At 56.5% G+C, this 23873-nt stretch carries 16 protein-coding genes and 1 pseudogene; 13 read left to right on the top strand and 4 right to left on the bottom strand.

The window, feature by feature from the left end; all coding sequences use genetic code 11:
* From H5T67_09360 to H5T67_09345, 4 genes are all read right to left on the bottom strand, one after another.
* On the bottom strand, positions 1-3969 hold the full coding sequence (locus H5T67_09360; GenBank protein ID MBC7245523.1) for a PAS domain S-box protein: 3969 nt from the start codon (positions 3967-3969) through the stop codon (positions 1-3).
* A gap of 179 nt (positions 3970-4148) precedes the next feature.
* A complete protein-coding gene (locus H5T67_09355; protein ID MBC7245522.1) occupies positions 4149-9077 on the bottom strand; it encodes a PAS domain S-box protein in 4929 nt (1642 codons plus the stop codon).
* 17 nt (positions 9078-9094) lie between these two features.
* On the bottom strand, positions 9095-9277 hold the full coding sequence (locus H5T67_09350) for a hypothetical protein (GenBank protein MBC7245521.1): 183 nt from the start codon (positions 9275-9277) through the stop codon (positions 9095-9097).
* Positions 9234-9641 (bottom strand): helix-turn-helix transcriptional regulator, encoded by a 408-nt coding sequence (locus H5T67_09345; GenBank protein ID MBC7245520.1) that lies wholly within the window; start codon positions 9639-9641, stop codon positions 9234-9236. The genes H5T67_09350 and H5T67_09345 overlap by 44 nt, the downstream gene beginning before the upstream one ends.
* 511 nt (positions 9642-10152) lie before the next feature.
* Between H5T67_09345 and H5T67_09340 the strand changes: the two genes are divergently transcribed.
* The 13 genes and pseudogenes from H5T67_09340 (at position 10153) to H5T67_09280 (ending at position 23573) form a co-directional block, all read left to right on the top strand.
* The gene (locus H5T67_09340) at positions 10153-10410 is read left to right on the top strand and encodes a helix-turn-helix transcriptional regulator (protein MBC7245519.1); all 258 of its coding nucleotides are present in this window, start codon (positions 10153-10155) and stop codon (positions 10408-10410) included.
* Positions 10411-10574: 164 nt separating this feature from the next.
* Positions 10575-11474: a hypothetical protein gene (locus H5T67_09335; GenBank protein ID MBC7245518.1), complete on the top strand. Its 900-nt coding sequence runs from the start codon at positions 10575-10577 to the stop codon at positions 11472-11474.
* 85 nt (positions 11475-11559) lie between these two features.
* Positions 11560-13707 (top strand): hypothetical protein, encoded by a 2148-nt coding sequence (locus tag H5T67_09330; GenBank protein ID MBC7245517.1) that lies wholly within the window; start codon positions 11560-11562, stop codon positions 13705-13707.
* Between the two features lie 361 nt (positions 13708-14068).
* Complete coding sequence (locus tag H5T67_09325) at positions 14069-14371, top strand: hypothetical protein (protein MBC7245516.1); 303 nt, start codon at positions 14069-14071, stop codon at positions 14369-14371.
* 117 nt (positions 14372-14488) lie between these two features.
* Positions 14489-16021 carry a hypothetical protein gene (locus H5T67_09320; GenBank protein ID MBC7245515.1) on the top strand — a complete coding sequence of 511 codons (1533 nt, stop codon included), beginning with the start codon at positions 14489-14491 and terminating at the stop codon, positions 16019-16021.
* A 685-nt stretch (positions 16022-16706) separates the two neighbouring features.
* Positions 16707-16823 (top strand): annotated as a pseudogene (locus H5T67_09315) (chitin deacetylase).
* A gap of 1164 nt (positions 16824-17987) precedes the next feature.
* Positions 17988-18665, top strand: a complete 678-nt coding sequence (locus H5T67_09310) for a tetratricopeptide repeat protein (protein MBC7245514.1) — start codon at positions 17988-17990, stop codon at positions 18663-18665.
* A 129-nt stretch (positions 18666-18794) separates the two neighbouring features.
* Complete coding sequence (locus tag H5T67_09305; GenBank protein MBC7245513.1) at positions 18795-18977, top strand: hypothetical protein; 183 nt, start codon at positions 18795-18797, stop codon at positions 18975-18977.
* Between the two features lie 462 nt (positions 18978-19439).
* Positions 19440-20135 (top strand): site-specific DNA-methyltransferase, encoded by a 696-nt coding sequence (locus tag H5T67_09300; protein ID MBC7245512.1) that lies wholly within the window; start codon positions 19440-19442, stop codon positions 20133-20135.
* Positions 20125-20850 carry a hypothetical protein gene (locus tag H5T67_09295; GenBank protein ID MBC7245511.1) on the top strand — a complete coding sequence of 242 codons (726 nt, stop codon included), beginning with the start codon at positions 20125-20127 and terminating at the stop codon, positions 20848-20850. The genes H5T67_09300 and H5T67_09295 overlap by 11 nt, the downstream gene beginning before the upstream one ends.
* The gene (locus tag H5T67_09290) at positions 20851-21753 is read left to right on the top strand and encodes a restriction endonuclease (GenBank protein MBC7245510.1); all 903 of its coding nucleotides are present in this window, start codon (positions 20851-20853) and stop codon (positions 21751-21753) included.
* A complete protein-coding gene (locus H5T67_09285) occupies positions 21734-21928 on the top strand; it encodes a hypothetical protein (GenBank protein ID MBC7245509.1) in 195 nt (64 codons plus the stop codon). The genes H5T67_09290 and H5T67_09285 overlap by 20 nt, the downstream gene beginning before the upstream one ends.
* Before the next feature lie 79 nt (positions 21929-22007).
* Positions 22008-23573 (top strand): hypothetical protein, encoded by a 1566-nt coding sequence (locus tag H5T67_09280; GenBank protein MBC7245508.1) that lies wholly within the window; start codon positions 22008-22010, stop codon positions 23571-23573.
* The last annotated feature ends 300 nt before the right edge of the window (positions 23574-23873 follow it).

Below are 23873 nucleotides of genomic sequence, written 5' to 3'. Positions count from 1 at the left end.
TCACTCCTGTGCCTTGGGCGCGGGGTCAGCAAGCTGGGCAACGGGCTGGTAAATATCGAAGCGGGTTCCCTGCCCAACCTCGCTCCAGACCTCGATAAACCCACCATGTTCCTTCACGATGCCATACACCATAGAGAGCCCCAGCCCTGTTCCCTTGCCTATTTCCTTCGTGGTGAAGAAGGGCTCGAAGAGGTGCGCCTTTATCTCCTCGTTCATTCCCCTGCCCGTGTCGGCTATAGTCAAACGCACGTATTCGCCAGGTGTTGCCTCCGGGTGCGCCTGGCAATACGCCTCGTCGCATATCATGGGAGCCGTCTCGATGCGTAGCGTGCCGCCCTCGGGCATGGCGTCGCGGGCGTTCATAGCCAGGTTCATCAGCACCTGCTCCAGTGCCCCTGGGTCGCTGAAAACGGGTTTGAGGTCAGGGGCAAGGTCTAGTTGCAGCGCAACGTCCGCGCCAATCAGGCGCCCTATCATCGCCGCAAAGTTGCGGACGAGAGCGTTGAGATCCAGTGGTCGCGGCTGCAGGATTTGGCGGCGACTGAATGCCAGCAGTTGCTGCGTCAACCGTGCCCCGCGCTGAGCGGCTTCGCGCATGGATGATAGCCGTGCGTACAGCGGATCCGAGGGCGCCAGTTCGCTCATGGCCAGTTCCGCGTTGCCTTGCACCACAGTTAGCAGGTTGTTGAATTCATGGGCCACGCCGCCGGCGAGCAATCCCACTGCCTCCATCTTCTGCGCCTGGCGCAGTTGCTCCTCCAGTTTACGCCGCTCCTCATCGGCTTTCTTGAGGGCGGTGAGGTCGGTGAAGGCGGTGAGCACGCCGACGAAAACATCCTTTTCAAACAGCGGGCGCGCACTGATCAGCACGGGCACACGGCTGCCATCTTTGCGCAGGAGTTGGGCTTCGTACATGCTGCTGATGCCCTGTGGACGCTGCGCTACTTGAGCCTCTATCTTTGCCATTTCCTCTAGTGGCACGATCTTGCGCCAATGCCAGCCAATCAGTTCCTCTGCTGTGTAACCGAGCAATTCCTCCAGCGCCGGGTTGACAAAGGAGATGATGCCGTTGGCATCCTCGAGAAGCAAGCCCTCCGCCATGCTGCGCACAATGCCTTCGTTGAACTCCTTCAGTCGGCGCAGGTCCTCCTCCATGCGCTTGCGCGCCGTGAGGTCGAGCAGGGAAGCCACACTGCGCTTGGTGCCGGGGATGATCGCCACATTGACCAGGAGGTCTATGCGCTTCCCGGTGCGGTCCACCCCACGGCACTCGTAACTCGATGGGGCAGCCGAAGGGTCTTGACGGCGCAGGCGATGGTATTCCAAAAGCCTGGGCACGTCTTCCGGGGCAATGAATTCAGTCCAACTCATCTTGCCTTCCACTTCTTCCTTGGCATAGCCAAAGAGTTGCTCTACCCTTTTGTTGACCAGCGAGATGATGGTATCCTCTTCAATAATGACGTTGGCGGTAGCGTTGGTCTCGAAGATGGTGCGGTAGCGCTCCTCCGACTCGAGTAGCGCCTGCTCCATCCGCCGGCGTTCGGTGATGTCCTCGCCGATGCTCATCGTCCCGATGGGATTGCCCTCTGTATCCAAGAGCAGGGTATTGTTCCAGACGATAAGGCGCTCCTCACCGGATTTGGTCAGGATGGGGTTCTCGTGATGGAGGTAGCGCCAGTCCTGTAGCAGTTCAGCGAACATGGTGCCAAGCGTTTGGCGATGCCTTTCTGGAATGAAAGTCGCAAACCAATTTTTGCCCAGGACCTCATCGAGGCTATAGCCGGTGAGTTGCAGCAGGTAGGGGTTGGCGTAAGTCACGTGCCCCTCTTTGTCCAGTCCCACTGCGACCAGTTCCACGTTGTCCAGCAGGCTGCGGAAGCGGCGCTCCCTTTCTTGCAGTTCTTGTTCTGTCCGTTTGCGTTCGATAGCCAGCGCTATCTGTTCTGAAACGAACTGTAGCAGTTCCTTGTCTTCTTGCCCGTAGCGGATGCCCTCGGTATAACTCTGCACTGCCAGCACGCCGATGACCCGGTCTTGGGCTTTCAGTGGCACGCCCAGCCAGTCAATGGAAGGCGCGCCAACGGATTCGACCTCGCCCCTGCGCATCAGCTCCTCAAATACCCCTGGTGGAGCCAGCAACGGCTCACCGGTGCGCAGCACGTACTCGGTCAGCCCCTTGCCGAGTTTCTTCGGCGCAGGTGGCTGGTCATACTCGTCCACGAAATAGGGGAAATGAAGCGTTTCGGTCGCATGGTCGTAGAGGGCGATGTAAAAGTTATTGGCGGGCATGAGTTCGCCGACGATGCAGTGCACTTCCTGGAACAGTTCCACCAAATCGCGCACGTGGTGGATTGCCTCGGCGATGCGGTAGATGGCGTGTTGCACCTGCTCGTCGCGTCTGTGGCGCAGGGCTTGGGTGAGGTCAGCCGCAGCGGTGCGGAACAAGTCTGCCTCGGCCTGGCTCCATGTCCGCGCCTCGTCGCAGCGGTCAAAGCCCATGAAGCCAATGAGTGCGTGATCCATGAGCAGAGGCAGGATGAGGAAGGCTTTGATGTTCTGCGCCTCGAGCAGGAGCCTTTCCTGCGGCGGCAGGTCTGCCACCAGGCTGTTGATGACCTCACCACGCGAGAGGATATCCACTATGCGCTGCAATCCGTGTACCACGACATCGAGATTCTGCAACATGGGGTTGTCTATCTGCGGTGTGATCCCTTCGGCGCACCATTCGGCTTTCTGGGTGGCGAAAAGCCGTCCCTGCGCGTCGCGGTGGAGCAGAAAGATATACGCCCGGCTGGCGCCTACCGCTTTGCCCAGGGTTTCCAAGAAAGGCTCGTAGGGCAGGTCTGGGGAAAGCGCCAGCAGTATCTGGCCTGCTTCGGCCAGTGCCTCCAAGTATTTTTCGCGCTGGCGCACTGCTTCCGTTGTCTGCTGCAGGCCGGAGAGCATGACGTTGATGCCCTGTGCCAGTTGCCCTATCTCGTCCTCGCTGGTCACGGGCACGCGAGCGGAGAGCTCGCCTCGCTCGCCAATTTGCTGCACTCGCCGGCTCAGTTCTTGTATGGGCGTCAGTACATTTGTCTCCAGCAGTAGGATGACCACGGCGAAGAAAAGGAGCCCACCCACGCTGAGCACAACAGCCAAAGGGTTGAAACTGCGCTGCGCAGAGTGGTAGGTGTCCCTGGGCTGTTCGATGCGCAAGAGCAGCGCGGGCTGTCCGTACAGGTCGTTCACCAGGGCGTAGCCCGCCACCGAGTTAGCGTCGAGCACTTGCACCCAGACGGGGATGGAGCCAAGGATGTGGATTGGTACGCCTTGTGCCTTGGCTGGCGCTGTCATCTCTTGGGACGGTAGGAACTGGAGAGGGAATTGCAGTATATCGGAGATATGGCTGAGTATCTCCTTATCCACCAAACGACCCATGATGAAGGAGCCGCGTATCGGCCCCTCGTTCTTGCTCGTGAGGATGGGGCGCGAAGCAACCAGCATCGGGCCGATGGAGAGCTGGAGTATGCCTACTTTGCTGCTGGTGGTATCGCGGTGGTCCAGCAGCGGATGGCCTGGGTACAGTTTGTCCTGGGCAAACTCGGGAATGGAGATTTCTTCCTCCCTGTCCAGGTCGAAGGCTTTGGCAAAGACGATGCGCGCCGAGGTATCGGCGATGAGGATGAGATTTATCCTGCTGTCAAAGAATGTCTGGTCAACGAGGTTGGCTTGGATGTATTCCTCGTTTCCATCCAGGACAAAGCGGTAGGTGTCGTCCCAATAGGCCCAATCCTGGACCAGCCAGTCCAGATGGATCAATTCATGGGCAAAGGAATTCAGCGCCTGTGCGACGCCTCGTTGCACCTCCTGCTGCTCCATTTCGGAGAAGTGGCGGAGCACAACCAAACGCTGCACGGCAAACAACGCAGCAATCAACACCAGAACTATTATGCCAATGAGTCGTAGCGTTTTTTCCCAGAGGGTCATGGGTCAGCTCCTATGGCGTGGTGAGTGATGAGTGATGAGTTTAGTAACATCACGCCAGCCTAAGTAGGACATGAAAAGCGCCAGGCGGTACGCCTCAACGTTCCACAACGCATCACTCGTGATTTCTCTCGGAACCGCCCTCTTCCATTCTTCGTAATCCATTTCCCACTCCTCACTCCTCACTTATTACTCCTCACTCCTCTTGTGTCCAGTACCTCCCGCACCCTTCTTCCGATCTCGGTGACGGAGAAGGGTTTTTGCAGGATGGGCAGGGTGGCCAGCTCGGCTGGCGGCAATTGCATGATTTCCGCTGAATAGCCGGTGATGAACAGCACCGGTAGGTTGGGACGCAAAGCGGACATGGCTTGGTATGTCTGCTGTCCAGATAGGCTGGGCATGACGGCATCCAGGATGACCAAGTCAATGCTGTCTGGATTTACGCTGAATAATTCCAATGCTTCCGCTCCGTTACTAGCGACCAGCACGGTATAGCCCAGCGTTTCCAGTATCTGCTGCGTCAATTCGCGCACCTGCTGCTCATCCTCTACGATGAGGATGGTTTCTGTACCACGTGGCAGTCCTTTTTGACTGATCTCTTTCCGTTCTACTTGCTCCTGGGAGCGGTAAATGGGCAGATAGATGGAGAATTTCGCTCCCTGGCCAGGGGCACTATCCACTTCGATGAAGCCCTCGTGCTGCTTGACGATGCCATAGACCACAGAGAGTCCCAGCCCGCTGCCTTTGCCTGGCTCCTTGGTGGTGAAGAAGGGCTCGAAGAGGCGGCTGCGCACCGTTTCGTCCATCCCGATGCCTGTGTCCGAGACCTTCAGGCACACGTGTGCTCCTGCTTGGGCATCTGGATGGATGCGGCAGAAGGCTTCGTCCAGGGTCACGACAGCGGTTTGAATGGTGAGTTTGCCGCCTTCCGGCATGGCATCGCGCGCGTTCAACACCAGGTTCATGATCACCTGCTCTATGGTGCCGCTGTCGGCAAACACCGTGGGCAGATCGGGTGCTAGTTCGCTGTGCAACTCGATGGATTCTCCAATCAACCGCTGCAGCACGGTCACTAGATTCGAGATGAGTGCGTTCAGGTCGAGTTCTTTCCGCTGCAGAATCTGACGGCGGCTGAGGGCCAGGACTTGACGCGTCAGAGTGGCTGCCCGCTCCGCAGTCTTGTAGATGGTGAGCAACTCTTGGTAATTGGTCTGAGAAGGTGTCAAGGATGAAAGCGCCAGCTCGGCGTTGCCCTGGATGATCGTGAGCAGGTTGTTGAATTCATGGGCCATGCCGCCGGCGAGCAAGCCCAGTGCTTCCATCTTCTGCGCTTGGCGGAGTTGTTCCTCCAGTTTTTTCCGCTCCTCTTCGGCGCGCTTGAGTTCCGTGATGTCGGTGAACATGGACTCGGTGCTCAGGATGCGGCCTTCTGCATCCCGGCGCAGGACGCCTCCGCCCAGGATGACGGCTTCGGAGCCGTCTTTTCTCCTCACGCGCAGTTCCATCGCCTCGACATAACCTTTTTGCATCAACTCGGCGAACCACGCGTTTTTCTGTGCCGGGTCGGGATATAGGTCCAGAGCAGATACGCCCGCCAATTCCTCCGCGCTGGAGTAGCCCAGGATTTTGGCGGCGGCGGGATTGGCGGCCACGATGCGGCTTTGGGCGTCAGTGATGAGGATGCCCTCGCGGGAGGACTCGAAGAGCGCCCTGAAGCGCTGCTCAGATGTGAGCAGCGCTGCTTCGGCTTGCCGGCGCTCGGACAGCTCACGCTGTGCAGCTTCATAGAGGCGGGCATTCTCGATGGCCACCGCTGCCTGGGCAGCAAAGGCTGCCAGTATGGCTAGGTCATCCGCGCTGAAGGCGTCTTTGCGGCTGGCGTTATCCAGCGAGATGACGCCAATGCTGCGCTCACGATAGTGCATGGGAGCGACGATAGCGGATTGGATGGCACGCATCTCCTCGATCTCGCCGTTGTAGCAGATATCTCCCATGCGCGCATCGGCAATGATCAACGGATGTCCTGCGCGCAGCGCTTGGTACGAGTAGCCCTCCTCGCGCACAAAGCGCGTTTCGCGGATGCGCGGGTCGCTGTAGCCGACCAAGGCGTGCATGCGCAACTCGCCGTTTGGCTCGTCCACGAGGAGAATACTCCCTTTTTCTGCGGATGGGATGGCATGGATGGCGGCGGAGAGGATGTTCTCCAGCAGCGGCTCCAGTTCCAGGGTGCTGGTGGGGGCAATCGTGGCCTGCGCCAGGGCCTCGGCGCGGCGCCGCTGCTGGGTCTCAGCGGCGACAACCCGCGCGTTGCGAATGGCGATAGCGGCTTGGTTGGCGAAGAGGCTCAGCAGGCGGATGTCGTCGTCGCTGAAGGTGGAGCCCGCTGGGCGCAGCAGGTCAATAACGCCCAACATCTCCGTGCCCCACTTGATAGGCACCGCTAGCACCGCTCTTGGCTCGAGTGCGGCGAAGATAGGCGACTGCCCGGGCCATTGGCTATAATCGGCAACGGTCATAGGCAAGCCACTGTCCAGCTCCTTGCCTGCCATTCCTTCGCCGCGTTTGAGCACATGCCCCAAGTACGGCTGGTCTTCCCCGCACACGGCGACATACTCCAGATCGTCTGATTGCGGACGGTACAGATAGATGCCGGCTCCCAGGCCGTGCAACAGGTGGTTGGCTCGTTCCACGATGATGGGCAAAAGTTGTTGCAGGTCCAGTTGGGCAGTGATTTCTAGCGCGGTCTCGTATAGACTGGCGAGCTCTGCGTGGCGGTGCTGGAGTTGTTCCTCTGCCCGTTTGCGTTCTGCCAGTTCGCCTTGCACCTCGGCATAAAGGCGGGCGTTCTCGATGGCAATGGCGGCGTGGTTGGCAAAGAGGGTGAGCAGTTCCACGTCATGCGGCGTAAACTGGCGCAGTTTGATGTCCTCCAGGGCATGGAGCACGCCGATAACCTGGCCTTGCCAGATCATGGGCACGCTGCACACCGCGGTGAAGGGATGGTCCTCCTCGAAAACGGCAGCTCTACCCGCCCAGGTGCGGTAGTCATCAATGATGAGCGGCTTGCCGGTTTGCGCTACGAGTCCAGCGGCGCCTTCGCCGTATTTGAGCACGGTGCCGGTATAGTCGCGCTTGGTCTTGAAACTTACCATGCACCGTGCTTCCTGCTGCGCCGGATCGCACAGGTACAGCCCTCCTCCGGCAGCATGCAGCAGTTCGACGGCGCGCTCGACGATGGTGTGCAGCAAGTCGGGCAGATTGTGCGGAGCAGCGATGTCCAGCACGGTCGCTTGCAGCGCCGCCAGTTCGGCAGTCCGCTGCTGCAGGGCTAGCTCCGCCTGCTTGCGCTGCGTAATGTCTGCGAGGCCCCCCTCGTAGTATAGGATTTTGCCCTCTGCGTCGCGCACGGCGTAAGCATGGTCCTGCACCCAAATGATGCGGCCATCATAGCGGTACAGTTGCATCTCAAAGCCGTGCACGAAACCGTTGCGTTGCAACAAAATCTGCTCTCGTCGGTAGTCTTCCGGATTGACGAAGATGTCCTTGGCATTGACTGCTAGGAGCGTCTCCACGTCCGGGTAGCCGAGCATTTGGACGAGAGCAGCGTTGGCATCCATAATCTGTGCCTCCGGCGTAGCGCGGTAGAGCCCCACCGGCACGCGTTGGAACAAGTGGCGATAGCGCTCCTCGCTCTGCACCAGCATCTCCAGGGCGCGCTCTTGTTCGGTGATGTTCTGCGTTACCTCGACGATGCCCGTGACCTGCCCCTCGGCATCCTGCACCGGGTAACCCCGCACGAGCCACACCCGTCCATCGGGAGTGGTGGTTTTCCCCTCCTGCGGCTGTCCAGTATCGCGCGCCTTTACTACGGGGCAGCCAGGGCAGGGTGCATCGCGCTGGTGCCAGATTTCGTAGCAATGGCGACCAACCAGTTCCTCAAGGGTCAAGCCCACCGATGCGGCTGCCGCGCGGTTCGCCCACAGGATCCTTAACTCAGGATCCTGAAAAGCCACCAGTTCGGAGATGTGGTCCAGGATGAGCCTTTTCTCTGCTTCGGATTTCTGCAGCGCCGCTTCGGTTTGCTTGCGTTCCGTGGCATTGTGCATCACGAGCAGATGCCCTGCCAGATCTCCCTGGAGGTTGCGCAGGGGCGTAATACGCAGGTCATAGTGCTGTTTGTTTTCCCCTGCGCCAGTCGTGACTTCCTGCTGCAGTTCGCCTATCTTGAGGTAGTTGTCAATCACATCGCGATAGGTGGGGATTGCCTGGGCTTTTCCCTGACCCATGCGATCAGGGGTAGGCTTGCCTACTATCTCCTGCGCCGCCTGATTGAGGTCCACAATGCGCTCTTGGGCGTCGAGCACGAACACGGCATCCCTCATTTGCTCCAGCACGGTTGCACGCGCCACAGGGATGAGGTCAAACAGGCGGTAGTGCAGCAGGCTACAAGTCGCAGCTAGGTCGAATAACAGCAACGCCACAGCCAGAGGGGCTGGGCCAAGGTCAGGAAAGACGCTGTGCAGGTTGCCTCCTATCCAGGCTAGCAAGACGCTTAACAACAAAGTCATGCCCTGTGTGCGGTAGAGGCGTGAACCACGCACCAGCGGCTGGATGAACAGGAGCATGCCGGCGCAAAGCAGCGCGTTGGCATATACCGAGTGCACCCAGAACCACGGCCCTGGGCGCGATACGAGTTCTGCTCCCGCTGCAGCACGGATAAACGCAACGTTGCTCCACACCCAGCGATGGGCTTCGTTGCTCCAGACCAAGAGCATGGTAAGGGCAGGTTCGATGGCGAGCAAGGCCATCCCGCGCTTGCTCAAGCGTTTACCTTGTCCTGTGTAACGCAGGACAAAGGCCAGCCAGGCCATGGGCATGATCACCATGCCCAGGAACTCGGCTTTGTACCAGAACAGTTTTGCTGCCGGAGAAGCGCTGGCAAAGTGCAGCACCTGCGCCGTGGACCACACTACTAGGGACAACGTAAGCGCAGCAAAAGTCCTCACGCCAGGCGCAGGGCGCCGTTGCCACGCCCACAGTGCGATGGCGATGGAAAATGCTACAACCGAAAGCCAAAACAAGAGAAAGGGTGGTTCCCCAGGCCAAAGCATTGCTTACTCCTTTCTTCTCACCCCTCATCCTCCAGCCTTTTCACGCCCTGGGCATCCACGATGAGCCACAGGCGCTGAAAGGGCTGAGACAATTCCTGCACCACGCGGCGGCGCTCCTGCTCGCTCAAGCGCAGGAAAAAATCGCGGAAAGATAACTCAAGCGGCTTGGCTATGTGCTGCGGTCTTTTCCGTCTGTGCATTTTGCTCCTCCTCTGCGCCAATGACACGCGGCTGTTGCTCTGTCAAGTGCAAATACAATTCCAATTGTGCCACGACATCTTCTTGCCTCCAGCGGGGAAGCTGCCGGAAAAGGCGCAGAGCCTGCTCGGCCAGTGCATCAGAGGATGGCGTGTGCGGTAGGTAGCCTGCTCTTGCCGCCAGTTCGTCCATGGAGACGTGCAGCGCCTGCGCCAGCCGCGCCATGAGGCGCGTGCCGGGATTGTGTCGCTGACCCGATTCGATCATGCTCAGGTAGGACTGGTCAATGCCCGCTGCTTCGGCCAGTTCCTTCTGGCTCAACCCTGCTTCCTGGCGGATCGCGCGAATTGCCTGACCTAGTGACATGAGTGCTCCTTTCTGTACTTCCTTGCGTGCCCAGCTCCCGGCGGACCACAGTCCGCCGTTATCCCTGGCGTGGGTTCGTAGTGAGCGCTTCAGCGCTCGGATTGTAGGTTTGTAGTGAGCGCTTCAGCGCTCGGATTGTAGGTTCGTAGTGAGCGCTTCAGCGCTCATGGACACCAAGGATTGAAATCCCTGACTAAAACTGACAAGGCCCTGAAGGGGCTTCGCATTCAGCCGGGGAATTCATGCCCCAGCCATGCTCCTTTTTTACTGTGATGACGCTATTATAGCCCAAAAATTTCACTCTTGTGCAAATTTTTAAGGTAAAAACGTGAAGATTTCGTGAATTTTGCTTGACAAAGTAGAACATATGTGCTAATATGGCGTTGGGAGAAGGGCAGCAGCGCAGTGGAGCGGAAGCAGTAGGCGGTGAGGTGGTTAGGGAGGGTGGGGAGAATGGGGAACGTAAAGCGTAAAACGGAAGACGTGAAACAGAAGACGTAAAGGAAGAGCTATGGGACAGATACGCACGAGTGCACGAGGGCGCATCCGCCGGCTGGTGCGCATCGTGCGCGGCTTGCAGCGCGATGAGCAGTTGAGCACGGAAGAGATGGCACGACGCCTGGGTATCAGTGCCAGCATGTTGGGCATGGTCTACAATGGACACCGCAGCCCAGGGCGCAAATTCCTGCACGGATTGCTGAAAGCCTATCCCCGTCTGCGTGAGGAGGTGCTTCTTTTTTTGCTGCAGGATATGATAAATAGTGAATGATTTGATATATTTTAGTGAAAAACAACAGGTTTTGTAAGCGCTGAAGCAATGCGCTCGGCGCGGACAACAGTCTGCGCATAAGGCGGCTGGGCTGTTGCCCAGCCTGAGCGGGGGATAGAGTGCTGAAGCCTTCGCTGTGAAGTGGCGCTCTGGAAGGGGGAGCAATGGTGGAAAATATGGCAGGTGATGCGTTCGACCCGGCGCAACATGGCTATACCATCGTGTCCAACTATGCGCTGTACTTTTGGCGTCCCTATCTGGGCAACACCGCCTTTGCCCTGTGGGAGTTGCTGCTCTCCTTCTGCTACGGCGAGCGCGACATTGCCTATCCCTCTATCTCGCGTCTGGCGCGCATCCTCACCAATAGCGATCACAATCGGGCAGTGGTGACGGGCAGACGCAAATCGGACGCCAAGGGTTCCAACGGGCAAGACTCCAGATACGCGGGGGCATTGGAGACCCTCCGCCGCGAGGGGCTGGTGCAGGTCAGCCGTTACGGCGACGGCCCCACTGCCAGTTACACCTTCCGCGTGTGCAAGTCGTTGCCCTTGTTGCGACCGGAGCAAGTCGCCCACCTCTCTCCCAGCCTGCAGCGCGACCACGCCAACTGGCTCGAACGGCATGGTCTTGCCCGCCAGCGTCGGGGCGAAGACCAGATTCATCCCTGCGATTTGGAAATGCCTGCTGCACCAGGCATCACCCCTGCTGTCCCATCTCCTACCACGGTGACAGAGCGCTATAGCCCTCCTGCGCCAGGCAATACAGGGCTTGCTGCACCGATCACGAATAATACCAGCGAAGAAGACCGAATGAATCATTGGTGGCAGGAAACATTGCAGGAATTGCGTCTGCAATTGACGCGCAATACCTTTGAGACTTGTCTTTTGGGGAGCGAGGTGCATTCTTTTCACGAGGGAGTATTGACCGTGCATGTACCAGGCGATCTGGCCCGGGAGAAACTGCAGCATCGCCTGGCGCCACTCATCCGGCGCGTGTTGGCAGCGGTCTCCGAGGCGCAGGTGCGAGAGGTATGCTTTGTCAGCAATGGGCAGCGGGGCAAGTGAAGCGAGGCGTCATGGACGCAGCAACTCGACATAAATTTCGCGGGGACATCGCAGGCAACATCTCTGCGGTGCAAGGGGGGATTAGGTGCGCACGATTACGGAGACGCTAGCGGAGGCGCAACGTGATGGTACGCAAAAGCCGGCGGTACGGGTGTTCGTGCGTGATAAGTGGCCGCGGTTCTCAGTGGTTGGGGGCTTGGCACAAGGCTTTGCCATCGGGGCGGTATGCCAGGCGTCTGACGGCTCGGTGGTCGCTTGTGGAGTTAACGCGGCGGGGCAGGTGCGGGTCACGCGGGTAACTTCTCCTTCTTCCTTTGCTGGCTGGGGTGCTTTCTATTCTTGGACATTGCTCACTTCATCCGCCCTGCCTTGGCCGAAAGGAGATGTAGCACTCTCGGTTAATTCCGGCGTGCTGCGTCTCTTTTATGTGGATGAAGAGGGATACATCAAGTGCTTTGAGAGCACGGACAACGGCGTGTCGTGGGGCTCCTCACAATTGGTGCATACTCCCTGGGGTAGGACTTCGCAATATCATTACAAGTTGGCGTCTGGGGGCAACAATGACTGCTGGTACACGATCGAGCGTCCTGGCTATCGCTATATCTACATGGGGGTCAAGTCGGGTGGCTCATGGGGTGGGTGGAAGCATGTGCAGTACTTGATGGAGACGGGCGGTGAATATGAGCATTGCTACGGGCTGGCGGTGGTGTACGATTCTGCGGTGAGCAAATATCGCGTGGTGGCCAGCCTAGATCGGGCGAACAACAACGATGGGCGGATTGTCTCGGCGCTGTGGGACTATGCGACCGCGAAACTATCAGGCTATCAGGGCATTGCCCCTCCTGGCATCCCCATGGCTGGCTCTTCTCCTCTCTATCCGTGTCTGATAAGGACCTCTTCTGCGCTGGGATCCCTGTGGCTTTTGTCCTACGTTGACAAATTTTCCGATAGCCGGCTTTCCTGGGAACAGCCTGTGCTGCTCATGTCACGTGATTTTGACCATTGGAGTTACAAAGTCTCCCTCGATTTTGCGGTGTCGGTAGCGCAACGGCTGAACTTGGTGGAAAGCGGATGCACGATCTACATGCATGATATTGACGAACTCTATCGGGTAGATTTGTGGTACTCGGGCAAAGCCGATGCGGAGATGACGGAGACAGCGGAGCGGGTTTTGCGCTACAGGATCACAGAATATCCCGAACGTGGGGAACTGGACTTGGAGCTGGACAACAGGGATGGGCGGTATGACCATGCTGGCGTTAGCAGTGCTGCAGAAGCGCTGAAGCCATTAGCGCAAGTGGTTATTGCGCATGGGCTGACCACAGCAGAGGGCGCAGAGCGTGTGGAGTGCCGGCCATTCTACTTCTACAGTGGGTCAAAAGTCCGTGAAAGGGGGGTCAATCTATATCGAATCTATGCGGTGGATGGGTGGGAAGTCCTGCGCATGTGGCGTGCGGATAGCACGATTGTGTGGGTTGACAAGACTTTGCGTTGGTGCATAGCGGAGTTGGCTTGTCGGGTGGGATTTTGGGATGTGGAATTGGATGATAGTCCTGAATGGGATGAGACGCTGGGCTACTTTGCAGTGGCAAGTACAGAGGACTGGCAAGGGCGGACGTGGTTTCGTGTGGATGACAAGCGCTATGCGATTTTGAAGGAGGCCGGCGTCTTTCCGCAAGGGATGACGGGCTACGTCATCCTCCGGCGTCTTTTGTCGTTGGTGGGCGGTGTGGCTCGTTTTGGCCATGGTGATAGTGGGGATGTCTTGTACTGCTTCATCCCCTACAAACAGGGCGGCGATCCCGCTGTGGATTATACCTATGAGGATGGCGAGGTCCTTGCTGGGCAGTACGTAGATAGTTTTGCCTGGCCGACGCGGGCGCGTGTAGTAGGCAATGGCGTGGGATATGAGGTACATTGGCCGATGCCTGGGGTGGCTTGTGGGGTGGATTTTTTGTCGGTGTACTATGCGAGTCATTTGGATGATGCGGATGCATGTTACGGAGTGGGTCGTGCGATCTTGGATGAAGCGGCGGCGCGCGTGCATGGCGGATGGATCAAGGCGCGCCCAAATGTGGGCTTGGAGCTATTTGACGTGATAGAGATCACAGACAGCAAAGCCGGCGCTGGGATCGAGGGCATCAAGCGGCGGGTGAGCGGGATCGTGACGGAGTATGAGCCATTGCAGTGTGTTCCTGGGTGGATGCAGACGGTATATCTGGAGGGCGTGTAGGGGCGATGCTTGTCATCTGGAGTTCGTAGTGCGCACTTCGCGTGGGCCTGGCTGGGGCATGAATTCCCCGGCTGAAGAGGAGCCCCTGAAGGGGCTTGGCAGTTTTAGCCAGGGATTTCAATCCCTGGCATCCATGAGCGCTGAAGCGCTCACTACAAACCTACAATCCGAGCGCTGAAGCGCTTACTACAAACCTACAATCCGAGCGCTGAAGCGCTCACTACAAACCTACAATCCGAGCGCTGAAGCGCTCACTACGAACCCACGCCGGGAATGGCAGCGGACTGTGGTCCGCCGGGAGCAAAAAGATGGTAATCTGCGAAGGTGGGGCGGGTACAAGGCCTGCCCCTACGGATGGGGGATGGTGGCGGCGATACGGTTTGGCGTGATACGTGGCTTTGATAGGGATGGCTACACGGCGGAGGTAGAGCTGGTGGGGTATCCTGGCACAGTTCTGACAGGCGTGCCGGTGTCGTTTGCCGTGCGTGAAGATTGGGTGGTGGACGGGGTGTCTTGTGTCCTGTTGGTTGGGGATGATTTTCACCCCTCGGATGCGGTGGTGGTGGCGCTGTATGGTGGGCGTCCGGCGGATGATCCGCGCTTCGATCCCGTCGTGGGGCATAGGCACAGGGGACTTTTGGGGGACGGCCCGGTGCTGGGCTGAAGAGCAGTGGAGGAGATGGAGGCGAACACGAGGTTTGCCCGTGCGCACATGGGAGGCATGGCATGAGGTTGTGGCTGTATCGGGTGCTGTTTGTTTTGGCAAGGTGGTGGCTGGAGCGTGAGTTTGAATCTGGTGCAGGTGATCAAAGCGTTTCTGTCGGATATACGGCTGTTCAGCAAGGTCGTGGTAAGGCGTCCGCTGAGGTCGTATCAGTTAGAGCCGGCGAAGGCGATCGTGGATAGCGTGATCAACCGCAAAGGCTTGACCTTTGCGGTGGTGATGAGCCGGCAAGCGGGCAAGAACGAATTGTCGGCGCAGTTAGAGGCGTATTTGATGAACCTGTTCCAACAGGTACGCGGGGCAAGCCTGGTCAAGGCGTCGCCGACATACAAGCCTCAGACGATCAACAGCAAGATGCGCTTGCGCGATTGCCTGGACAATCCCTGGAACCGGGAGTTTCTACGCGGGGACGAGGGCTACATCGTCCGTCTTGGTTGGTGTCGTTGTTTCTTCTTCTCGGCTCATCCTAGCGCCAATGTCGTGGGCGCGACGGCGTCGGTGCTCTTGGAGTGCGATGAAGCGCAAGATGTGGATGCGGAGAAGTGGGACAAGGAGTTTGCGCCGATGGGTGCGTCCACGAACGTCACGACCGTGTTCTACGGCACGATGTGGACCAGTCGGACGCTGCTGGCGCGGACAATACGGAGGCTGCAACAGCAGCAACAGCAAGACGGGGTCAAACGCGTGTTCCTGGTGCCATGGCAAGAGGTAGCGGCAATCGTGCCGGCGTATGGCGAGTACGTGCGCAAAGAGATGGCGCGGCTGGGTGCGAACCATCCCATCATCAAGACACAGTACGAGTTACAGGAGATAGATGAAGCTGGACGGCTGTTCACGGCGGAGCGCATCGCGCGAATGCGTGGGACACACAGTAGGCTGCGGCATCCGCACGATGGGGAAATGTATGCGCTGACCGTTGACGTAGCCGGGGAGGATGAAGATGCGGAGCGGCGAGCGGATGAAGATGTGCGCGCGGAGCATCCACGCAGGGACAGCACGGTGGTTACAGTATTTCGCGTGGATCTGAACACTTTGGGTGATCCCCTCGTTGGGTATCCTCGCTATGAGGTGGTGAACCGCTACTGGTGGACGGGGCGCAAGCAGGCGGAGGTGTACGCGGCGATTGTTGATCTGGTGGGACAGTGGAAGCCATCGAGTTTGGTGGTGGATGCAACCGGGATTGGCGCGGGGCTGGCGGGCTTTTTGGTCAAGCGACTTGGGAGTGATAAGGACGATCCTCCGGGGCTGGTGGTTCCCTTCGAGTTCACGTCCGTGTCCAAGTCGGAGTTGGGGTGGGATTTCCTCGCCGTGATCGAGACGGGGCGGTACAAAGAGTACACGGATGACGGCGCAGCGGACACTGCACAGTTTTGGCGAGAGGTGGCGCAGTGCGAGTATGAGGTCTTGCCTGGACCGGGCAAGGTGATGCGCTGGGGTGTGCGCGATGCGACTGTGCACGATGACATGCTGGTCTCGGCGGCGCTGGTGGCGGTGCTGGACAAGTTAGAGTGGCGCGAGGAGGTAGAGGGGGAGGTGATCGCGCCAAACGATTATCTCGATGACGTAGACAGGGGTGCATTTGATGAATAGGGTGATAACAAGGGTTGCCTGTGTCGTGTTTGTGCTGTGTCTCGTGTCGTGCTGGTGGCCGGCCAGGTCGCCGGTCGTGCGCATCCACACGACGATGACGGTGTACGGGGAGATGGCGGATGGCTCCATCTGGGGTGAGCACACGGACTACAGCACGGCGCGGAGCACGTCTTACAGCGGCTCGGTCTCGTCCACAACGGAGCGGATAGGGCAGAACAAGACGGGTGGCAATGTGTACTCGGTTTATCGCTCGTATCTGAGTTTTGACACAAGCGAGCTGCCTGATGATGCGGTGGTTTCCTCTGCGGTGCTGTATGTGTGTGCGGATGCAGATTTGAGCGTTACTGACTTTTATGTGAAGGTCTATCGCTATGCCTGGACGGAGGCATTGACGCAGACGACGGAGGTGCGCGAAGCGAACTTTGACGGGGCGTACGGCGGCTCGGCGGCGCTCGAGGGCACTTTGCGTTACACCGGGGATGGGTGGAGTTCGGGCACATATTACAGCATGACGGTGTCCACCGAGGGGATCAATTTGACGGGTGACACGAAGTATGCGCTGGTGAGCGACAGAGACGTGAATGGTACGGCGCCATCGGGGAACCAGTACGTGTTCATCAGGTCGGCGGATTACAGTGGCACTTCGTCCGATCCTTATCTGGTGGTGGAGTACACGGTTCCTGCTACTCCTACGCCTACAGACACGGCAACGCCTACGGAGACTCTTATTCCTACAGCTACGCCTACGCCAACGAATACTCCAACGGCTGCGCCAACGGTTACACTTACTCCCACTCCTACCGGGATATGCCCCACTGCGATTACAGAGGATACAACGTGGGGGCCTGGTGCGGTGTACGTGCGCTGCAATGTGGGGATCGAGCCTGGGGCTTGCCTGACCATCACGGCTGGTACAGCAGTAGTGATGGTGGGCGACTATCACTGGGACGTGTGGGGCCGGCTGTATGCGGTGGGTACGGCGGAAGAGCCGATCGCGGTCACACAAGCGTACACAGCAACGGATTACGGAGCCTGGGGTCCAATCTACGTGCGCCACAATGCCGAAGCGCGGTTTGACTACGTGGACATCCTCTATGGCAACGGGATCAATGACGCAGGCGGAGCGGTGATCACACACTGCAACGTGCTCTCGAACACGTGGGGGATAGCAACGATGGGTGAAACGCGGGTGTACAGCTCGACCATTCGCTACAACAGCATTGGGGTGCTTGTGTACTACGAGGGGGAGCCGGAGATAGCGGACTGCAACATCTTGGACAACTACTTATGGGATGTGAAGATGCAGCAGCACAAGGACATAGAGATATTGGGCTGCTGGTGGGGGAGCAACCCGCCTGATGCTGCGCGTATCTGTGACTACGAGGACGATTTCACGCTGGGGCTAGTTCACCGGGAGCCGTATGCCACGGAGTGGATTGCGTGGTAGAGCCGTTTGTCGTGAGCCACACTTCCCCGCTCCAGGCGGATAACCTCACCCCCAGCCCCCTCTCCTACAGCGTAGGAGAGGGGGCTTTTCGCGTGGGCTGTTGCCCACGCGGAGCGGAGGCCAGGGATCGAAATCCTCCAGGCGACTCCCACGCCTCCCCCTGGCGGGTTTGTAGTGAGCGCTTCAGCGCTCATGGACACCAGGGATTGAAATCCTCCAGGCGACTCCCACGCCTCCCCCTGGCGGGTTTGTAGTGAGCGCTTCAGCGCTCAAGGACGCCAGGGATTGAAATCCCTGGCTAAAACTGCCAAGCCCCTTCAGGGGCTTCTCACATTCAGCCGGGGAATTCATTCCCCGGCTATGCAGGCTGGGCTCCCACGCCCAGCCTGCTGCTAATGCCTCTCCGCGCGCTCTGCGGTGAAAGCAGGCGCGGGCTGTTGTCCATGCCGAGCAGGAATTCATTTGAAATGAAAGCAACTTTGTGGTAAAATATGAGCGTCCATGTGAAAGGAGATGGGCATGTCAGAGAATTGGTATGGAAAACCTAGAGTGCCCCAATCTACCAGCGAAGAGTTGGAGCAGCTTCTCCTGAGCAAACTCAAGCGTTGCCAGGATGAATACTGCAGAACCCTCTGGGACCTGGCATGGCTCTGCAGCCACAAGGGACGCCAAGAACGGGCCTGCAAATACATCAGGAAACTCCTGGCCGTTGCGGATGACCTGGAACTGACGGCAGCATGTTACCTGGCCCTTGGCCAGTTCATGGAGCAGACCCGCGACTATGACGCAGCCTGCACCTATTATGCCCAGGCCTATGCCCTGGAACCAGTTGACCCGCACATTGCATATTTTGTCCACAACAACCTGGGATACTGTCTAAACCGATTGGGACGACACGAAGAAGCAGAATCTTACTTGCGCATGGCAATCCAGATTGACCCCAGCCGACAAAATGCCTACAAGAACCTGGGCATTTCCTTGGAAAGTCAGCAACGTTTCGCCGAAGCAGCCGAGTGCTATCTGCAAGGGATTCAGGCCGATGCTTCGGATTCCCGTGCCCTGTGGCTTTTGGAGGAACTCGTCAGCGACCACCCGGAGATTGCCCAGTGCATCCCAGACCTGTTCCTTCAGTTGGAGCGTTGTCGCGCCGCTGTCCAAGCTGCCCGATTCGGCAGTCTGACGGAGACAAATCCGTAGCAATGCGCTACAGTTGAGTGACGGCCATCAGGTTTGTAGTGAGCGCTTCAGCGCTCGGATTGCCTCACCCCCAGTCCCATCTCCACTCTACCCTGACCCTCCCCGTCAACGGGGAAGGAACGGATGGGGGTGACCATCTGGGTCGTGGCGCCACCGGGACAGAGCCTGGCGGAACGGCAGGCCGCCATCTTTGCCGAATTGGCCAACAGGTATCCCGAGGCTCAGGCAGCCATGGAATGGAGCGGCAAGCCGATGGACGTGAATGATCCGGCGCTGGCCGAACGCATTCATGGGTTGCCTCCTGCTAGTTGATAAAGGGGGGATTCGGCTATATAAAATATGAATGAGCGTCGTCGGAAGCGGTGCTCCAATCCAAGTTGCCTAGCCCAAACGCCCGGTATTATAGTCAGGGTTCAGTATCAGTCAACTGAGCGGGATGCTATACCGAATTGATTCTGTCTAGGAATCGGGGTAGTCAGGGCCGAAATAGTTCGGTCTACTCAATAGTTAGCGCGGACGCGCAGCGTCCGCGCTAACGGCGCGGCGGATTTCGTCCGCTTGCTAGCCTTCGGCTCGCTGACGCTCGCCTCCGGCTAGCAAGCGGATGGAGCCGACGCTCGCATCGGCGCTGACGCGCCTCCGCTATGCGCGGCTCATCCGCCGCGCCGTTATATGACATTCCGCCCGCCCAAAAATTAGGAGGTTAAAACAATGAACAAAACAGAAAATATACAAAAAGTTTTATTTAAGAATGAGGAACCCCAAACTAATAGTATGGGTTTAGTGGTGGAAGATAAAGATGATAAACAGAAATACATACTTGAGGAAATTAAGAATAAAGTTATTTTAGGTGATACATTCAAAGTACTTAAGAAAATAGATGACGAAGTTTTTGATTTGGTTTTTATTGACCCGCCTTATTTTTTACAATTACCAAACAAAGAATTAAGGCGGTGGACAGTAAAAGCTGTAGTTGAAGGAGTAAATGACGAATGGGATAAATTTTCTTCATTTCAAGAATACGATTATTTTATCCAAAGGCTCCTTATGGAAGTAAAAAGAGTAATGAAGCCTACCGCTACGATCTGGGTTATTGCAACGTATCACAGCATTTTCAGAATTGGAAAAATTATGCAGGATTTAGGCTACTGGATACTTAACGATGTTATATGGGTAAAGACTAATCCCATGCCTAACTGGTTAGGTGTAAGATTTACAAATGCTACTGAAAACCTAATCTGGGCTGTAAAAGATAAACATGTTAAAGGACATACTTTCAATAAAGAATTTGCAAAAAAAGTTAGTATTGGTAAGGTAGGTGCTAATGTCTGGGTATTCCCTCTTTGTTGGGGAAATGAAAGGCTTAAAGACGAAAATGGTAAAAAATTACACTCTACGCAAAAGCCTGTAGAGCTTCTCAAAAGAGTTATTTTGACATCCACGAAAGAAGGAGATTACTATGACAACTAAAGTTGAAGCGATAAAAAAAGTTTTGGAGGAATTTAATGGTATTGCGACTTGGAAACAAATTTACGAGAACATAGAAAAATATTATCCAGCAGTAAAAGCAAGTATTGCTTGGAAAGAAGGCATTAGAGGCGTTTTATACAGAGAGATAAAGAACAATAGAAATTTTAAAAGAGTGGGGCTGGGAATTTTTGCTTTAAAAGATTATAAAGAGGAACCTACACCAGAGATAAAGGAAAAACAAAAAATGCACCCTTATATAGAAGGCATTTGTCTTGAATTAGGGAATTTTCACAATTTTCTCACATACACACCTGACAAAACTGCTATTTTTAAAGATAGAATTTCTTTAAGTCAACTCGAGAGTCTCAAACATTTTCCATCTTTTACTTATCCGGAAATAATAGAAGAAGTAAAAAGAATAGATGTGATATGGTTCAATACGGAAGGTTTTTTATTTCCTCAGAAGGTTTTTGAGGTAGTAGACAGTCCCGGAACACTTTCAGATGCGATTAATCGTTGCGTCCAGTTGTTTTCTTTTAATTTGAATTTTTACATAATAGCCCCTGAGGATTATAAGAATAGATTTGAAACAAAAATCAGCAAAGAGCCTTATTTGAAGTTCAAAGAAAGATTTTTATTTAGAAATTATGAAACAATTTTGAAGTTCTACGAAGAAACACTCAAATATAATGAAGTTAAAAAAGGGGTGTTATAAATGGATTACGAAACGTTTTGCAAAATTTTAAATAAACATATATTAGAGACAGAAAAGTTAGATTTGTTAAGAAAAATTGCTGAAGACGAATTTTTGCATAATTCAGAATTATTTACTTTAAAACAAAGAACATCTTTGGAGATTATAAATCAGGCAAAAGTCTTACAACACCTTCTACAATCCCATGAAATCCGCATGGGTGATGCTCTTGAGGAAATTATAGAAGAAATACTGAGGTCTCTCGGTTTTAAAATTTTGTCTAAAAGCATTGTAAATGAAAGTGGCGAAACGTTATCATTGGACCAGTATTTTACAGATGGGAAAGTATATTTTTTCATTGAGCAAAAGGTGAGAGATGACCACGACTCTGCAAAAAAGCGAGGGCAAGTCTCTAATTTTGAGACGAAACTTGAGATTTTGCATAAAAAGCATGGTTCAGCCCTATTCGGATTTATGTACTTCATTGACCCTGACCTTTCTAAAAACAAAAATTATTATCTTCAAGAACTTGAGAGACTTAAAAAATTCTATGGCGTTAAAATCCGTCTTTTCTATGGCAAAGAATTATTTGAATATTTAGAGCATCCTGAAATATGGGATGATATTCTTTCATGGCTAAAACAATGGAAAGACAGTTTACCAGAATTGCCAGAAATTAATTTCGACACGACACCGAAAGAAAGCTTTGAAGAAATCAAGGGTTTGGAATTAAGAAGTTGGAGAAAAATTTTGCACAATGATAAATTATGGGATGAAGGAATTATAAAAACAGTATTCCGAGAGGGTTCTACTTTAAAACTTTTGATTTCATATTTTAAGACACAACATGGCACTCCTTACAGAGAATTAGCGACTGGCTTAATTGAAAGACTGGGAGAATATTATGACGATAAAAACAAATAATGAAAAAGACTGGCGGGCGGAACGCTTCGTCGCTTCGCTCCTCGCCCTCACTTCGTTCGGGTTATATAACATGCGGCTGGAGCCGACACGCTCCGCTCGGTCGCTGCGCTCCATCGCTCCGCGTGCAGCTGAAGCGGATACCGTTAGCGCGGACGCGCAGCGTCCGCGCCGTTAGCGCGCTCAAGTCGTGGGCGAAAGTTCATGGAAAGGAGTCCAAAAATGAACGCGAAGAACACAGAGAAAGGAGATGCACCATGTCACGCACAACCACACTTGGGAAAGTTCTGCTTATCGGCTTGCTGGCTCTTTTGATGAGCCTCGGCCAGCTACATCCCGTTTCCGCCGGGACTAACGTTTGGACCAGCATTGGGCCGGAAGGCGGAAACATTCAGGCCCTGGCGATTGACCCGCAGACGCCGACCACCCTCTATGCCGGGACAGAGTGGGGCGGGGTGTTCAAGAGCACGGACGGTGGCGCTTCGTGGAGCGCGGTCAACACCGGCCTGACCGATACCCGTGTCCGGGCCCTGGCGATTGACCCGGCGACGCCGACCACCCTCTATGCCGGGACAACATGGGGCGTGTTCAAGAGCACGGACGGCGGCGCTTCGTGGAGCGCGGTCAACACCGGCCTGACCGCTACCGTTGTCTACGCCCTGGCGATTGACCGGGCGACGCCGACCACACTCTATGCCGGGACATGGGACGGGGTGTTCAAGAGCACGGACGGCGGCGCTTCGTGGAGCGCGGTCAACACCGGCCTGACCGATACCTATGTCTGGGACCTGGCGATTGACCCGGCGACGCCGACCACCCTCTATGCCGGGACATATCGCGGCGGGGTGTTCAAGAGCACGGACGGCGGCGCTTCGTGGAGCGCGGTCAACACCGGCCTGACCGATACCCGTGTCCTGGCCCTGGCGATTGACCCGGCGACGCCGACCACCCTCTATGCCGGGACATGGGGCGTGTTCAAGAGCACGAACGGCGGCGCTTCGTGGAGCGCGGTCAACACCGGCCTGACCGCTGCCTCTGTCTGGGCCCTGGCGATTGACCCGGCGACGCCGGCCACCCTCTATGCCGGGACAGTGTGCGGCGGCGTGTTCAAGAGCACGGACGGCGGCGCTTCGTGGAGCGCGGTCAACACCGGCCTGACCGCTGCCTATGTCGCGGCCCTGGCGATTGACCCGGCGACGCCGACCACCCTCTATGCCGGGACAGGGGGCGGCGGGGTGTTCAAGAGCACGGACGGCGGCGCTTCGTGGAGCGCGGTCAACACCGGCCTGACCAATACCATTGTCCTGGCCCTGGCGATTGACCCGGCGACGCCGGCCACCCTCTATGCGGGGACATTGGGCGGCGGGGTGTTCAAGAGCACGGACAGCGGCGCTTCGTGGAGCGCGGTCAACACCGGCTTGATGGATACCTATGTCGGGGCCCTGGTGATTGACCCGCAGGCGCCGACCACCCTCTATGCCGGGACATGGGGCGGGGTGTTCAAGAGCACCGACGGCGGCGGGAACTGGAGCGCGGTCAACACCGGCCTGACCGCTACCGATGTCCGGGCCCTGGCGATTGACCCGGCGAGGCCGGCCACCCTCTATGCCGGGACTAGGGGCGGCGGGGTGTTCAAGAGCACGAACGGCGGCGCTTCGTGGAGCGCGGTCAACACCGGCCTGACCAATACCAATGTCCAGTCCCTGGCGATCGACCCGGCGACGCCGGCCACCCTCTATGCCGGGACAAGGGGCGGCGGGGTGTTCTCTATTCAGCAACTGATCAACAAGATTTACCTGCCCCTTATCCTGCGCAATCGGTGAGGACTAGTGCCAGACGGCGCATGGAGGCAAGCGAACATTCCAGGCCAAAGAGGCGCGGGCTAACCCGCGCCTCCAGCCGATACGTTCTACTCCGCGGCGAAGGTGGAGCACAGACCGTTAGGTAGTTTACTAGCCGCCTTCCTCGCTCGGCGTGGGCAACAGCCCACGCCGGGGAACGGCGGACTGTGGTCCGCCGGGAGCAGGCATGCCATCAGCGAGTAGGGGAACGAATGGGCAGAGCGTAGCCGTTCGTTGATGGCTATCCCTTGTAACAGACCGCGCCAGACCGGGGAATGAATT

Source organism: Chloroflexota bacterium, assembly GCA_014360905.1.
Taxonomy (GTDB): domain Bacteria; phylum Chloroflexota; class Anaerolineae; order UBA2200; family UBA2200; genus JACIWX01.
The sequence above is the reverse complement of the archived record's forward strand: the minus strand, read 5'-3'. Positions and strand labels throughout refer to the sequence as shown.